Origin of the sequence: Croceibacter sp. (assembly GCF_002716225.1) — a bacterium.
Taxonomy (GTDB): Bacteria; Bacteroidota; Bacteroidia; order Flavobacteriales; family Flavobacteriaceae; genus Croceibacter; species Croceibacter atlanticus.
Genome location: NZ_PAZX01000008.1, coordinates 65,154 through 81,348, shown reverse-complemented (window position 1 = coordinate 81,348; position 16,195 = coordinate 65,154). Strand labels below are relative to the sequence as shown.

At 29.9% G+C, this 16,195-nt stretch carries 15 protein-coding genes; all 15 read right to left on the bottom strand.

Annotation, left to right across the window (positions count from 1 at the left end; all coding sequences use genetic code 11):
- Positions 1-113: 113 nt before the first annotated feature.
- Positions 114-614, bottom strand: a complete 501-nt coding sequence (locus CL818_RS06320; RefSeq protein WP_272973342.1) for a hypothetical protein — start codon at positions 612-614, stop codon at positions 114-116.
- A 148-nt stretch (positions 615-762) separates the two neighbouring features.
- Positions 763-1,260 carry a hypothetical protein gene (locus tag CL818_RS06315; RefSeq protein WP_272973343.1) on the bottom strand — a complete coding sequence of 166 codons (498 nt, stop codon included), beginning with the start codon at positions 1,258-1,260 and terminating at the stop codon, positions 763-765.
- A gap of 352 nt (positions 1,261-1,612) precedes the next feature.
- A complete protein-coding gene (locus tag CL818_RS06310; protein ID WP_272973344.1) occupies positions 1,613-4,486 on the bottom strand; it encodes a type III restriction-modification system endonuclease in 2,874 nt (957 codons plus the stop codon).
- Position 4,487: 1 nt separating this feature from the next.
- Complete coding sequence (locus CL818_RS06305) at positions 4,488-6,458, bottom strand: site-specific DNA-methyltransferase (protein WP_272973345.1); 1,971 nt, start codon at positions 6,456-6,458, stop codon at positions 4,488-4,490.
- A gap of 1 nt (position 6,459) precedes the next feature.
- The gene (locus tag CL818_RS06300) at positions 6,460-6,666 is read right to left on the bottom strand and encodes a helix-turn-helix domain-containing protein (protein WP_034257716.1); all 207 of its coding nucleotides are present in this window, start codon (positions 6,664-6,666) and stop codon (positions 6,460-6,462) included.
- Positions 6,667-7,440: 774 nt separating this feature from the next.
- On the bottom strand, positions 7,441-7,917 hold the full coding sequence (locus CL818_RS06295) for a hypothetical protein (RefSeq protein WP_272973346.1): 477 nt from the start codon (positions 7,915-7,917) through the stop codon (positions 7,441-7,443).
- Positions 7,918-8,228: 311 nt separating this feature from the next.
- Complete coding sequence (locus tag CL818_RS06290; protein ID WP_272973347.1) at positions 8,229-8,666, bottom strand: hotdog fold thioesterase; 438 nt, start codon at positions 8,664-8,666, stop codon at positions 8,229-8,231.
- Between the two features lie 182 nt (positions 8,667-8,848).
- On the bottom strand, positions 8,849-10,657 hold the full coding sequence (locus CL818_RS06285; RefSeq protein WP_272973348.1) for a retropepsin-like aspartic protease: 1,809 nt from the start codon (positions 10,655-10,657) through the stop codon (positions 8,849-8,851).
- A gap of 164 nt (positions 10,658-10,821) precedes the next feature.
- Positions 10,822-11,196: a hypothetical protein gene (locus tag CL818_RS06280; protein WP_272973349.1), complete on the bottom strand. Its 375-nt coding sequence runs from the start codon at positions 11,194-11,196 to the stop codon at positions 10,822-10,824.
- Positions 11,197-11,273: 77 nt separating this feature from the next.
- Positions 11,274-11,474 (bottom strand): hypothetical protein, encoded by a 201-nt coding sequence (locus CL818_RS06275; protein ID WP_272973350.1) that lies wholly within the window; start codon positions 11,472-11,474, stop codon positions 11,274-11,276.
- Between the two features lie 306 nt (positions 11,475-11,780).
- The gene (locus tag CL818_RS06270; RefSeq protein WP_219360453.1) at positions 11,781-12,665 is read right to left on the bottom strand and encodes a DUF5677 domain-containing protein; all 885 of its coding nucleotides are present in this window, start codon (positions 12,663-12,665) and stop codon (positions 11,781-11,783) included.
- Between the two features lie 13 nt (positions 12,666-12,678).
- Complete coding sequence (locus CL818_RS06265) at positions 12,679-13,257, bottom strand: hypothetical protein (protein WP_272973351.1); 579 nt, start codon at positions 13,255-13,257, stop codon at positions 12,679-12,681.
- A gap of 141 nt (positions 13,258-13,398) precedes the next feature.
- Positions 13,399-13,848: a hypothetical protein gene (locus CL818_RS06260; protein WP_272973352.1), complete on the bottom strand. Its 450-nt coding sequence runs from the start codon at positions 13,846-13,848 to the stop codon at positions 13,399-13,401.
- Positions 13,849-13,951: 103 nt separating this feature from the next.
- Positions 13,952-14,545, bottom strand: a complete 594-nt coding sequence (locus tag CL818_RS06255; protein WP_272973353.1) for a hypothetical protein — start codon at positions 14,543-14,545, stop codon at positions 13,952-13,954.
- 199 nt (positions 14,546-14,744) lie between these two features.
- On the bottom strand, positions 14,745-16,190 hold the full coding sequence (locus CL818_RS06250; protein ID WP_272973354.1) for a competence protein CoiA: 1,446 nt from the start codon (positions 16,188-16,190) through the stop codon (positions 14,745-14,747).
- Between the last annotated feature and the right edge of the window lie 5 nt (positions 16,191-16,195).

The following is a 16,195-nucleotide window of genomic DNA, read 5'->3' as shown; positions in this document are numbered from 1 at the left end:
AACTATTCCAATCCAAATATATTTATCTCGTTTGTACTTAAAGTTCAAAAATCTTAATTCTAATAGGAACAAAACGAAAAATATAATTCTGAAGTAGAGCATTAAATAAGCCGTTATTTTAGTAATTCCGCTTTTAGTTTTTCGTATTCAGTCCAACTACTTTTCACAGAGTGATACTTCAATATCATTGTCGAATCGTTCATTACAGCACTATAATATGTTCCTGCGTGAAATGGTAATTCCATTTTTAATCCAGTTTCGAGTAAAGAAGTCAGATAATTCACGATAGCTTTTTCGTGCGTTTCATTCAGCCGTAAAGTTTTGCGTTCCGCTATTTTTCTGTTTTCAGCATAAGGATCTTTGCAGTCAACAATATCCTCAACGTATTCCGCAAAGAGTATTTTATTTTCCCGATAAACATCAAATTTTTCATCGTGTCCTCCCCATTCTCCACATTCGTCAAAGCTCGCTGTTAATTCGAGTCGATTTAATCCCATTACGTTGCCTAAAATCCGTTGCTGTAATTCGTCCGATTTCGATTTAGTTTTCTTTTCAGAAGTCTCACAACTTCCTATAAAAACTGAAATTAATAAAATGGACAGAATTTTTTTCATAATTGTTTACAACGATTACGTATATGAAATGTTGCGTGTTTGTGTGCGAGGATTTTCCGAAGGAAAATCAGATGCAAGCAAACGAGCAACTAACATTGGTTTAGGTAAAACTAGCAATTTTTTATATACTTTGTTGGCACCAGTTTTTTTATTTTTCTCTAAATTCAATGCGCTTTGAGTTCCGAAGTGTGTCACTATCCTTAAACTTTATTGATTTGAAAATGTCCAAAATCAGTTCTTCGTTTTTAATGTCTTTACCGATTAAATTAAAACGATTTTTTTTAAATGCGTTTTCTATATAAATTCCGATAGTTCCGTTTCCGATTGTTTTCGGCTTGGTCAGATAAGCGATTTTTCCATTTATTGTGTCCGTAGCGAAAAGTTGACTTTCTTTATTCTCTTCAGTCAAGGAATAAGAATACCAACCATAATCAAAAGTCAATGAGTCAATTCCGTTTGTGATTCCACCAACATAGCTGTCAATACCATTAAATTCAATTTTTCTCCAATCAGCTGGTAATTTGATAGCAAAAGCTCCGAAATTAAACTTGTCATTATTTGATTTCTCAAAGTTTGAACTTGTTAGGAAGTAAATGCTTATTGTCAAAACCATAACTATTCCAAAATATAAAGTCGTTTTGTTCATTTCTCAAATTGGTGCCAACGGTCTTGTGTATGAAACGTAGCGTATAAAAAGACACTAACTTTTCGGATTTAGCACGAGCCGAATTTTTTATTTTTATGTTTAATTTTCTTTTATAAATATAACCAAATAAAAAATTTGGCGTACTTTGTAAATATACAAAAACCTCTCGGAAAGCCTATAATAGCTATGTTTTATACACGTTGTTGTAAGTAGTGCTTTTCACGTTCTGCTTGGTTTTCCGATGTTTGATATTTAGTTCAAATGTGAGCGTTGGCAAGACATACTCTTTTGCAATTTTTGCCTAGTGTGATGGCTGAAGCGAATTGCGAATGTGTATGGCTTTGTGCGCTGGCTATTTTTCACCTATAATTTCTCGTATTAAATCTTCTATTTTCTTATTACTGAATTGAGTTTTAAATTTGATTTTTACAGTATCTCCAAAGAATTTTTCTGCGTGTTTAATTTTCTGTCTCTCTTCTTTATCTAACTTTTCTTCATCTTTGCCTTTCGTCTCTACAACAAAGTATAACTTTTTCGATTTGTCTTCATAGTTTAATACATAAGCAAAATCAGGTGAATAACTTTTTCCGCCAGCAACAGGAATCTTAATCGAGTTTTTGGGTATTTTAGTGAACACTACAACATCTGTTAAACCTGTTTCAACATTCTGTTTCTCTAATTCAGAATCGTAAAATAATTCATCAAGCAAATAGGTGTCTGCTACTTTATTTTCGGAATACATTACACCAACATCAGAAGCAGAAATTTCTTTTAATACATTTCCTTTTTCGTCAGTAAATTTAGTTGGATGAATTTCGTTGCTCACTTTTTGATATTCAATTCCAAATTTATCAATTGCGTTAAACATTAAATAATTCTCGAATTTTTGTTTAATAATACGAACTGTGGCAATATTTAGAAATTTGTTTATGTCGATATTAGAATCAATAAATGAACTGTTTAAAGTCTTTATATTGATGTTTAGTGCTTTTGCTAATTCCTTTAAGAAGCTACTGTACTTCATTGTAGAAATTGGCGTTATTTCATTTCCATAAATTTCTTGTTCTTCTTTAACTCCAGCAATGTTGTCAGTTATTTCTATTTGTGCTGTTCTTTCTTTTATACCTTCAATGGTGAAATTACTGTTTTGCTCATTCAAGAAATTTATAAAAAGTGATTTGAATTTGTCTTCTTTTTCAAACTTGTATTCTAAAATTACCTTTTCATTTAATTTCTCCCAAAGTTCTTTTAATTCGGTGTATTTTTCTGTTCTTATGCTTACTTGTTTTTTCTTATCTGTAGATTTTCTAACTTTATTAGAGCCAACACCTTCAAATATTTTAGGATAGTTATGTTTAATAAAATCAAAACCACCTTCTTTGAATTTATTAGACCTTGTAACAACATTATTATCGTCTAATATTTCAAATAAATCATCTTCTGTTGTTTCGTATAATTCACAAATTTTCTTTACGATATCGTCTGATAATTTTTCAGGAATTTCTTCTATTGATATAGCTCCTGATTTCTCATTAATTTCATTCACTAATTTATCTACAAAATCACTTTCTGTAAAATCTACAAAGTAGTTTAGATAAAACTGTTCGTCTTTAACTCGGTTTCCGTATTCATTTACTGGAAGTCTTAAACCTCTACCAACTTCTTGTAATTTTGAAATATCGCTACCACTACTTCTTAATTTACAAATCTGAAAAACATTTGGGTTATCCCAACCTTCTCGTAAAGTCCATTTTGAAAAAATAAATCGCCTTGGATTATCTAAATCAAGCATTGCTTGTTTGTCGTGCAAAATTTCATTTATTTCTTTTTCTATGGCTTCATCTTTTTCCGAATTATCTTTTGAAAAATAACCTGCGTGTGTAAGACTTATATTTTCCAAGGTTTTTTCAAGATACGCTTTGTAAAACTTGTTTTTTTCGGTTTTAAGTAAAGTTTCCACTTCTGCTTTTATCAAACTTTCAATAGTGGTTCTTAAATATCCATTTTCGTTTCTGTACTCTTCTATATTATCAATAAAAAAGAGAGTAATTGGTTTAATTTTTACACTTCTTGTAAGTAATTGTTTCTCATTTTCAAAGTGGCTTTTTATGGCTTTTTGAATCATTATTTCTTGCAGTTTTTCTGCATAAGAATAAGGGTTTAGTTTATCTCCTTTAGATAATTCAATTCCATTAGATAAAACAACTTTACTTTTGTTTAAACTTTCTACGTACAAATCCTCCATTGCAAAATGTACTCTTTGTAAACTTTCTTTTTTAGTAAGTTTAAATGTCTTTTTACTCTTGTCTTCCAATAATTCAAAAGTGGCTTCTTTTCCGTCAGTATTATTGAGTTTTACAATAGCATTCTTTCCGCTTTCAAACTCTGTAATATGACCTATTACACCTTTTACTAAATTACGATTGAAAGAATCGACCGCAGTTAATGTGTAAACTAAATTTTCATATTCTTTAAATGTTGCACCATAACGCAAAATAAATTGCGGTTTCATTTTTTGAATATTCTCCCAAGTTTTATTGGCTTTAGAAAACTTATGAGGTTCATCTATTATTAGAAAAGGATTAACAGCAGAAATTGCTTTAAAAGGAATTGTATGTTTATCAAATATGCCTTTGTCAAAACTCTTTCGCATTGTTTCAGAGTTTACCATACCTGCATTTATAACCATTACTTGAATGCTGTTTTTTTCGTAAACTCCTGCGTTTACAAAACTGTTTACAGCAGGTGGCATAAACGATTTTTTGTTTTTACCTCCTTTTTTACTTTCTACAATATGCAGTTTTATGGTTTTACCGTATTGTTCTTTAAAATGTGCTCTTGCACTATCACTTTTTAAAAAATCGACTGTTCCAGCTTTAATAGAAAGTGTAGGAACAATTACAATAAATTTAAAAAGACCGTAATTTTTATTGAGTTCAAAAATGGTTTTGGTGTAAGTATAGGTTTTTCCTGTTCCTGTTTCCATCATAATATCTATGATATTACTGTTTAGATTTACCTTTCCTTCAATATTATTTACCTTTTGTAATTCTATAATGTTTTTAGGATAGGTATTATTACCATCATAAATTTTCAAGACAGGATTAAGAAATTGTTTGTCAACTCCTTTTGGGTTCTCTATTTCTAAATTATCAAAAACAGATACAGTACTTTTTACCGCTTGTGATTGATGCTGAAGATTTTTTTCAAAGTTAAATCCTTTCATATTAGTAGCGTGTTATAAAGTCAATATCAATACTTTTTTTGTTAGCATAAGACTTAATGTTTTCGCTTATTTCACGCAAACTTTTACTCTCAAAATGATAACCAAATGCAATGATTGTAGTTGGGTTAAAACTTTTATCACTATCTATTTTTTCTAATAATGTTTTCAAATTTTCGGTTGTAAAACCTTTATCCATTAAATACAATTTCTCATTACTGTAATGAGCTATGTAGGCATTTAAGTTAGTTTCCTGTATAGTTTTAGTGAGAGGAACACCATCATAGGTTTTCCAAGTAACTAATAAGGCTTTTATGTCTTCTTGGGTTAATTTGCTTTCATCAAACAAACTTGTTTGTTTTTCAAGTTCTTCTGATTCAAAATTATAATCTTCCCATATTGGCGTTGTTTCAAATATTTTAAAACCTAAATCTTGATTTGATAAGTCTTCGCCTTCTCGTTCTTCTTGTATTTTTTTACTTGCTCTTATCAACCTTTCTTTTGTAATTTCAAAAATGGTAGGTATTTCTACTTTTAACTCATTTTTCACGAAATCGTAAGCTGTTTTATTACTTTCTTGGTCAATTAGTTCGGGTAATTGTGCCAAAATAAATTTGCGATTTCCAGCATCTTCTGCGTTGAGTTGCATTACTGAATCTCCTGTTGTTCCTGAGCCTGCAAAAAAGTCTAAGATTAATTCATTTTCATTGACTAAAAAATTTATTAAATATTTTATTAGACTGACAGGTTTTGGAAAGTCAAAAACTTTACAACCAAATAACTCTTCTAATTCCTTAGAAGAAGTTTCGTTTGTGTCAATCTCTGCATTAGTTTTGTCTAATAAAGGGAAGATTATATTGTCTCTAATATAATTAGTTGGGGTTTTATAGCTTTCATCTTCGAATCGTTGGAAACGAATTGAAAACTTGTTTGATTTGATAATAAAGGTTGTTCCTTTACTTATTTCATTATCTAAAAAACTTTGTTGCCATTTAAATCTACCTTCTATGTTTAAATCCTCAGAGCTTTTACCTTCAATAATTTCAATATCATTAAGAAGATTTATTCTGTGATATTGACCAGAATTATAAATACCATCATCAATTTTAAAAATAATTTTATCCTTAGGTATTTTTAAAACTCCAATATTATTTCCTTCATTTAAAAGAGGTTGGTCTCCACCAGATAAATCTTCTCCGTAATATTTAAAATTATTTTTGTTTTTTTCATAGCATAAAATATATTCAACAGTTTTACGTGACTTTTTAGATAATGAGGCTGGTGTTGATGTTTTATTCCAAGTAAAAATTTCTACAAAATTTTCCTCTCCAAATATTTCATCTAATAACAATTTTAATTGTGCTAATTCATTGTCATCAATAGAAACAAATATAGCACCATCATCTTTTAGAAGTTGTTTGGCAATATAAAGTCTTGGGTACATAAACGTTAACCAAGCAGAATGTGAGTTGCTTTTACTTTGTGTAAAATCTAAAATTCGTTTGGCTCGTTCTTCATTTACTCCTGCTAATTCTTGTAGTTCTTCTACAGTAAATTTTCTGTCGTCTGCATATACAAAACCATCGCTACCTGTGTTGTATGGTGGGTCAATGTATATCATTTTTACTTTTTCATAATAGGCATTTGATAAGTGCTTGAGCACTTCTAAATTGTCGCCTTTTATCAATAAGTTTTCAGAAGTTGAATTTCCTTCTTTTTGGTTAAACTTTTCATCTTCTTGTAATAGAGTAGTAGTTTCGTCTGTTGCCAATAAACGAGCGTAAGATTTACCCAACCAATCCATTCCGTAGCTTTCTTTTGAAAAGTTGATTTCGTTTTTTGAAAGTTGGATTTTGAATTTTTCAAAGTCAAATTCTCCATTTTTGTCAAAACAGCTTGGGAAGTTTTGTTTTAGTATTTCCAAATCCTTATTTGGTGGTTGTATGTTGCCTGTTATTTTTTGTTCTTTACTCATCTTATTTCCCAATATTATTTTCGCTATCTACTAACAAGTCTTTTGCGTTGACTTGTAGTATTTCTGCTATTTTGTATAAGTCTTCTAAACTCGGTTGTCTTTTATTTCTTGCGTATTCATTAATGGTCGGATAACTTTTGTCCATTTTTTCAGCAAGCCAAGTCTGACTAATTCCTTTGTCTTTTAAAACTTCTTTTATTCGGTTCATTTTAAACCTTTTTATAATTCGGCAGAAAGATAGCAAAAATTCATTGTTTAATAATGAAAATGTTCATTGTATTATCAGAAGTATAGCGTTGGGAAAAGGCAAGCTCTTTTTATTTTTTGAGGCACGAGAAAAATGAAATGTGCTTGACTGAGCGTTGGCATTTTTAGTTCAGATGTTGATGTTTAGCACGTTTTTACGCATTACTTACAACGTATTTGTATAAGATTAGTTGCGCTGAAAATCCGTTAGGATTTTCAGATTGAGAAACTAAGATAGTAAAAATGCGAGGATTTTCCGTAGGAAAATCAGAAGCAATTAATTTTATACGGTGTTGTAAATTGTAGCATTTTCAGATTTGTTATTCCGTTTGAGTGAAGTTCCGCGTTTGAGTAAATTCAGATTCAGGATTTTTCCGCAACAATTTTCAATCCGCAAGAGTGAGATTCCGCTCAATATTTGTTGATTCCACGTTTTAAAATTCCGCAAACTGGCTCAATTCCGTTAGAGTGATATTCCGCGTAAAATTTGTCAAATTCAGAGTTTGAGTGGTTTTCTCCGCGTAATAATTCAGAGTTTTCTTTTTCAGAAATCAGAGGTTTTTCAGATTTGTAATTTTCCGCCGTCTGAGTGAGCGCTATGATTTACAACGTTTATGTGTATGAGTTGTGGCGTCTCCCGTCACGAACCATTAAAAGTACAAAACTCCGCAGGAAAATCCGCGAGGATTTTCCGAAGAAGCACTGACCTAGCCATAACTTATACACGGTGTTGCCATTAGTTTTTTTTCACTTGTGCTATATTTGATAAAGACACTTCAAATTCTTTTCCATATTTATGTTTGGTATAGATTTCAGCTCTCCAGTATATCTTGTCAGCATCCAATTTATTTTCATATGGAAATCCGCCAATTCTCAAGTCAAGCGTATCAGGATTATGTAGTTTCTTTGGGTTATAAGAAATACTATCAATCATAATTACTCTCGTACTTTGTCTATCATTATTATATCCAACAAATACAATTTCGCCTCGTACATTTGAGTTCATTTCGTATGTGTTTTTGTAATATGGAATATCTCTGACAGTTAAGCTGTCAAAAACATATTTATTATTAATTTCCGCCACAATTTTTTTCAGACTATCATTTTCCGCGCGCAGGTTTTCGATTTCTATATTCTTATTTTCCGTTTGATTATTATTTGAACAACTTGAAATTAATAAAATCAGAAGTACAATTATTGTCGGTTTGTTCATTTTTTTCAAATTAATGGCAACGGCTAGTATAAGAATAGTAAGGGATTAAAACGCACTTACTTTCAAGTTTAGCACTTAGCCAAATTTACAATTTTTTCTTTAATTTTCTTTAAACCGTCAAATTGTAAATTTGGCGGACTTTGTTAATATGCACCGACTTTGGGTTTGGCACTTAACCCTTATTATTTTTATACCGTGTTACCTGCTGGCTTTATTATACCCATAATTTTTTTAACTTTTAATTCAGTCATTTATTTTGGCACTCGAATAAATCCTATTATCCTAATTTCTATCTAATTTCGAGTTACTTATTACTTCTTAGTTGAATTATCAATACGTATAAAATTATAGACACCTTTTCCTTCAGCGATTAATTCATCATTTTGGAAGGCTTTCATTTTCGTAACAAGTATTCTATTTCCCAATCTAACAATTTTACCTTCTACAATTATAGATGATGCTTCTGCTCCTTTTAGATAATCTATTCTTAAATCAATTGTTGCTAATTTATCGTCAAAAGATTTGAAATGAGTTCCGCCAGCAATTCCACCAACTGAATCCATTATTGTTGCAATAATTCCTCCGTGCCATCTATTTTTTCTAATGTCTCCAACAACTTCATCTCTAAAAGGGACACTTACTCTTACAAATCCTTTTTCTATGACTAACAATTTTAGTCCTAAAAAATTATGAATTGGAATATTTTTTTCAATTACTTGTTTAATAAATTCTATGTTATTTTCTATCATTTCTTTCGGTTTTAATCTTTGTTTTTTGCTTGCTGGTAACGGTCTCGGCTATGAGTAGTTGCGTGGTTTAGCACTTAACTTTGCAAGTACACACCAAGTTGGAAATTCCGCAAGAATTTCCAAAGTAGCAGAGAACAAGCAATTACTTATAGCCATTGTTGTGCAACGTATTTTTTATTCTTCTAATCTTTTTTTTCTTTTACTTCACCCCATTCGTATTCGGTAATTTTGCCAATACCTTTTCCATCCAGATTATAACTATAAAAGCGACCGTGTTTTAGCCATTTATTTTCTTCTTCGTCAAAGTATTGACCATAAATATTTTTAAGGTTTCCATTTTCCCAGTATTCAACCACAGCTTTGTATTTTTCAGTTGAGTCTAACTCGCCATTTTCTTTATACCACTTCCATTCGCCATCTCTTATATTACCTATATATTTATCAATTCCATTCTCGTACGGGTCAAATAGTTTTCCATAAACTTTTTTATTTCCATTCTCAAAATATTGTACGTATTCACCAATATAAGAATTGTTGAACATCATTAATGTCGTGTATTCCTCTTTCTTTTGGTCAGAATTTCTAAAATAAATTGATGTTTTTGTCTTTTCTTTTTTGATTATACTTTTTTCGTCAATAAATGTCTTTTGACTTGCTATAAGATTATTGTATTTATCGTAAGAATTTTTAGTCCAACCTGCTTTTAGCATTTGTCCAATTTGTTCTACCCAACCTTCATCTCCTTCTGGGTGATATTTCCAATAAACTGATTCTCCTTCTTTATATTTATTAATTTCTGTAAGCTCACCTTTTTTATCCCATCTCTTGCTATCACCATCCTTTAAACCCATAGAATAGTTCTCATCAATCAATAAATTTCCATTTTCGTCAAAGAATTTATAATTCCCGTTAAGTAAATTTCCGCCACTTCCACCTTTTGTAGACTTTATTTTGGAAAACTCTGTATACCAAAAATATTCCTTGTCTTCTTTAAATTTATGTTGTTCGCTTCCAAGATATATGTTAAAAATTTCAATGCCATTTTTATAATTAATTCGTATTTCTTTATTTCCTTGTGAAACTGAAGAAGAATTCTTTGATGGTTTGTCATTGTATAAATCAATGATATACTCAAGTGCATTTTTTAATTTAGGTCTTAAACTCTCATTGTCAATAGATTTATCTAACATAAATTCCAATCTATCTATATAGTCCTTTTTGTCATTTCCATCAATCATTACAATAGCCTCTTCATTATTTTTCATTTTCACTTCAAGCCAGTAATTAGATTTTTTCTCGGAATAGTCAATGTTGTTAATTTTTGCTAATGGGATTAAAAATCCTTTACTAAATGCCCAAGGCTTGCTCGTCTCTTGAGTTCGAACACCGAAAAGAAAAAATTGATTTTCAATTTCTACAACACTATGGATATTTTGCTTCTGTATTAAATCAGGTTCTTCATATTGATATTTTACAAATACGCTGTTTATCCATTCAATAGTTCCTTTTATTTCCTTGTCAAGATCAATATTGTCTTTATTGCTTTTGAATGAAAAGTCATTTATTATAAGCGTATTATTCTCTATTTCAATTTTACCTAATTGACTCAAAGCTGACATTCCAAGCAATAAAGGTGCATTTTGTTCGTGAACAATAGTAGCTTCAACGTTTTTGATTTTTAATCCAGCAACTTCAATTTCTCTTAATATGATATTAGTTCCTTCGTTTACATCTCCATTTGCGATTTGATATTTAACAGATTCCTTAATGTCATTTTTACCTAAAAGTCCTTGTTTAATCAAAAAGGTGGCTTCCGTTAATGATATAGTCACATTTGATGCTCCTGTATCAAAAATAAAATTCATTGGTATTCCATTTACCTTACAGGGAACAGTATAAACTCCATTTGTCTTGTCTAAATTTATAGTTGTTTGAGAAAAAACTTCGATTGTGGTGAACAAAATAAATAGACAAAGGATGATTTTTTTCATATTGGTTAATGTTTTGGATATGTTGCACAACGGTCTCGGCTATGAGTAGTTGCGTGGGTTAGCACTTAACTTTGCAAGTACACACCAAACTGAAAATCCGCGAGGATTTTCAGAAGTAGGCGAGAACAAGCAATTACTTATAGCCATTGTTGTGTGTAGTATTTTTAATAATAATTTAAAAACTGATGCACTATATGTTTTCCGTCTGGTTCATCTCTTCTGTCAGGCCGATAAACATATTGGCATTTATATCCATTGAGTTCGTATTCATTATCTGAATGATATTTCCACTTCTCGAAACCAGCAATCTTTTTTAATTCGTTTATTACACTATCATTTCCAGTTCTAATTGCTATTGACTCAATGTTATTGTAATCATTAAAATAAATATCTACAGTTACTTCTTCTTTATACAAAATGTTTAGAGTTTTATCTATTCCATTTCTCTTTGGATATTCATTGGCTTTATAGAAGGTAAATCCGTTATCAGTCATCAGTTTTTTCATTTTTTTAGTGCCAATTAGAGAATCTTGTTTCATAGGTAATTGACAATATGAAAGCTGTATTGAAAACACTAAAATCAGTAATTGTATATATCTTTTCATTATACCTTTAGTTAATTAGATATTCCATAGTTAATTCTTTCTCCTTCGAGATTATATATGTTTATGTTAGTTCCGCCATCAACAATTCCATATGATATACGTTCTCCATCTAAATTATAAATATTGAAATTGCTCGAGCCACTCATTATTCCGTAAGATACTCTATTTCCGTTAGTGTCATAAACATTGAATCTTTCAGTGTCAGACATCATTCCATATGAAGTTCGATTTCCATTTAAGTCATAAATATTAAAGATGTCATTTTCTTTCATAGAGTATCGTTTTGTTCCTAAATTTTCTCGGTTTGGATATTACACACAACGGTCTTGTGTATGAAACGTAGCGTATAAATAGTCGCTAACTTTTCGGATTTAGCACGAGCCGAATTTTTTATTTTTATGTTTAATTTCTTTTATAAATATAACCAAATAAAAAATTTGGCGTACTTTGTAAATATACAAAAACCTCTAGGAAAGCCTGTAATAGCTATGTTTTATACACGTTGTTAGCACCAGTATTTATTTGTTTCTCCCGAATTTATCCCAGAATTCAATAGCAACACGAAGTGATTCATCAATCTCTAAATATCGTTTTTTGGCAAAATCATATCTATTAACCAATTCCATTATTGCGACACAACTCAAAATTCTAACATTATTTAAAGAAGTAACAGTCGTCTCAATATTAAATTTATCGGTAGAGCTTAATTTACCTTCATTAAGTTGAATTATTGAAATAAATTCTGAATGAGCATAGTTTGAATAGAGTTTATATAATTTGTCGAAATGAGAACTGTTTAAAATGCTATGATTAAGTAAAGAAGACCAACTCATAATTCGAGGCAACCCAAATTTGTCTAATTTCCATAAATCTTGTTTTTTCAAACTTGGGTAGTAAGGGCTTTTCTTTACTTCTTTTTTAAGTTGTTCAATCTCTTTTTTTTCTCTTTCCATTTTGGCTAAAAATTTCTTATTTGTGGTTTTACCAAAATCTTGTCTAGACATAAACCCTGAAATTCTCCATAGATGATATCTGAAAATTTGTTCTTCACGTTCAAGGTTATTAAAAAATAAATATTCTAAAGTTAAGAACGCTTCAATAATTGACCTTGTTAAAATGTAAATTGAAGACCTATCTATTATTTGTGCTTTATCAGAGCGACCAAGAAATGAGAAATCTATCCCTTTGGATAATTCAAAGACACTTCTAGAAGTGAAGTTCATTTTTATAAGAAGTGTTTCAAGAAAAACTTCACCATCTCCAAAATCAGGTTTTGTGTCATAAATTGATTGAATAACAAAAGCTTTTGCCTTTAGAATTTCATCAACTTGTGGAATTAGTGACTTTAGATTTAAGCTATTCGCTTGGTCAATTAAAATTTGGATTCTTTCTTTATCTGTCATCAGATTGAAATTATTAGCACCAGAATTTTAATTCAGATTTTGAGACTTTGTTAAATATGGTTTCATTAGTATTGAAATAATATCTGCTGTAGAACTTGGTTCCAAATTCATTCTCATATTCTAGATGTAGCATCAAGTCTTTAAATTCATTAGGCACTTTTGGGAAATGACTAGCTCTATCTTTATGTTTAGTTTCAACAACTTTACTGAAAATAAACGGAATAATTTCACTCTCGTGTGCTTTAAGAGCTTTGTTTGGATTGATTGATTTTTTAAAGGTTAAATAGTTTGAGTTTTTATGCTGACACATTTTGATTTTAAATGCATTGACTTCTGAATTATTTCTGACAATTAAATCGAATTTCCATTCAAATTCATAGATGCTAATTCCTTCAGGTGTATTAACAGGAACACCAACTGGGTTTTTCGATGAGAATCTGATAAAAGTTTGAGAACTTGTCAATCCCTTGTTGGGCTCAATCTCGACTATTAATTTAGGTCGCTTAAAATAATACTTATAGATTCTTGGTATTGCAAAATATACAATTCCTAAAATCAATGCGATTATTGTTAATAATATCTTTATGTCCATATTGGTGCTAACGTGTTTGTGTATGGCTCGTTGCGGGAAATCTGCGAGGATTTTTCGCCGTAACCGAAAGATAGCAAATTGCAATGAATTCCGATTAGGAATTCAGCCGCAATGAGCTATACACGTTGTTAGCATAAGTATTTAATTTTCGTTTTCGATTAAGTCCAATATTTTTTTCGATATAAAAAATCGATGGAATTTTCGCCCCATTCCATTCTCCTTATAATTAGATATCGTTTTTCCAAAAAATCCAATTTCTGTTTTGGTATTGTCAATTTTTGGATATATAGTTAATTGAAGAGTGTCTTTTTTATTATAAAATTCTAAGTGATAAAGAGCTCTTTTACCACCATATTTATATTTTTCATTTTTAAAATAGTTAGTTGAATCAATAAAGAAAGAAGTAAAATTATTTAGCTTCTTTTTTTCGTCAATTATCCTTAGAAATTGATAGTCAAAAACTTTCTTTATTTCAATTTTTTCGACTGAATTAAAATCAAATTTTGGAAATTCCTGTTTTGAGTTATCTTCAAATAAACAAGAATTTAATAAAAGTCCTAATAACAATAAAAAACACAGTCTTAATTTCATATTTATGCTAACGTTAGCGTATAAATTTCAGTTGCGGAAAATCGGTACGATTTTCCGATTGAAACTGAAAGATAGAAAATTGCAATGAATTTCCGCAGGAAATTCAGCCGCAATTGAATTTATACATTGTTGGCATTAGTTTTTTATTTTTTCTTTCGTTCAAAGCAACTCCATTAACTCCTAATTCAAAGACCTCTTCTGTGTCTAAGTTAATTTTTATTTCCCAATGGTAACTGCATCCGTCCAATACCATTTCCTTTTCTTTTTTCCAATTTTCACTTTCGTCTTTGTAATATCCTCTGAGTCTATCGAAAATCGAATATCTGTTCCAATTGAAAGTTATATAAATGATTTTCTTTCCGCTACTGTCAATGTAACCGAAGTATTGTCTTCTGTATGATTTCAGTTTTTTGTGGATTACTGGACAATTGTCAACTTGGTTCGTTCTAGATTTATTCGCTTCTTTTAAATTTTGTTCGAGTATTCTCTCAGTTTTTTGAATGTCATCAATTGTCGGAGTGAATCTTTCTTTATCTTGAAGGCATAAAAAACAAGCACCATTTTCTTTAAATATAACTCCAGTTATTCGTCCTTTTTCAATTACTGTTGAGTACTCTGTCGGTTGTTCAACAATCTTAAATGTCGATGAACACGACACTAAAAAGATAAGAATTGATATGATTGTGAATTGTTTCATTTAAATTAATGCCAACGGTTTTGTATATGGCTCGTAGCGTGTAAATTAGCGATTATTTTCGGATTAAGCACAAGCCAGATTTTTAAATTTTACTATTTATCTTTTTTATTGGAAATCGTCAAATTTAAAAATTTGGCGACTTTCCAAATACGCCTTAACTTCGATTAATCAACTTTTTAGCTATGAGCTATATACGTTGTTAGCACCAGTTTTTTACTATTTTTATAAAGTCAGATTTACTATGCTTTCTTAAAGTATTATTGCTTAATATTTCAAATATAGCATTTTCAAAATCTAAATAAATTTTCTTTTCTGAATAGTCCCAACTTTTCCTTTTGTATTTCCAATAATAGTTATACAGACCTTTATATCTTTTCATCACTTTAAACCTTTCTTTTTCGTGGCTTTCTGTAATTGAGTTATATTCCCTTGCTCTATTTTGAGAATCAATATTTTTAATTGACTCAATGTCTTCTTCCTTTAATGATAATGCAGTTTTTATCTTTGCTTTTTTCGTTTCTTTTAATTTTAGCTTGTGCTTGATTTTCTTCCTTTTCTTTTTTAGGAAAGACTTTAGTTGTTTTTTTATTTTCTTTTTAGTCTCTGCTTTTTTTTCCTTTAATTTTTCAATTTTGTTTTCTAAGTCAGCAATTTCTTCGTTGGTTTTTTCAATTTTACTTATTGGATTTACTATCAATCGATATTTTTGATTTTTAGCTGTTCTCTCGAATTCAATTTTTGATTTGAATTTTATTATAGTTGGAAACAAAGATGTTTCTGTTTCCTTTTCTATTAAAGCACATTTTTCAAATGAGGATGAACTTATTTGATTAGGCTCAATGAATTTATAATTTAAGTAATTGTCTATTTTACAACTTTCTAAACTGTCTATAATACGAAGTAATTTTTTTTTAGCTTCAAGCTCATCTTTAAGTTGTGCTCTAATGTTATTGATTTCTTTAAGTTCTTTTTGCTCCAATATTTCAAGGTCATACATTATACGCGAATTGTAATAATTAGAGCTAATAAATTTTTCAGATGTTTCCTTAAAGTCTCCTAAAAATTCATCTAAATCATTAAGTTTATTTTTGAGATTAGAAATTTTATAATCAATATTATATAATTTGTTTTCAAAATCTTCTAACTCTTCTTTAGCTGTCGTAAGTTCATAACTTTCACTCGGTTCATAATTTAAAAAGTCTCTATAATTGTCATCCAAATGTCTCAATTGAGTTTTAACTACACTACTAATACTAAAATTATCTTTGAACTTGTTAGCATTAATTAGCCAAATCATTTTACCATAAAATTTTTCTCTGATTTTTATAGTAGTACTCGAAATAGAAGAATTTTGTAATTCAAGAACTAAATTGCTGGAAGTTAGTATGTCGGCAATGTGTATTTCAGAATCTTTTTCTATAATTACTTCTTGCCAATCATCTGGAAATTCTTTTTTCCATTCACGATGCCATTCTGTTTCTCCTTCGCTCCAGGAATCACAATTCTGAATTTTAATGTGACGCCAATGGTCTATATTTATTTCTCCACAGTAAGCACGAACTTTTTTCTTACATAATTGACAAAATCCAATTCTTCCTTTTTCTGGCGAAATACGTTTATTATTTTCATCTATTGCTTTTAACAAAGTTC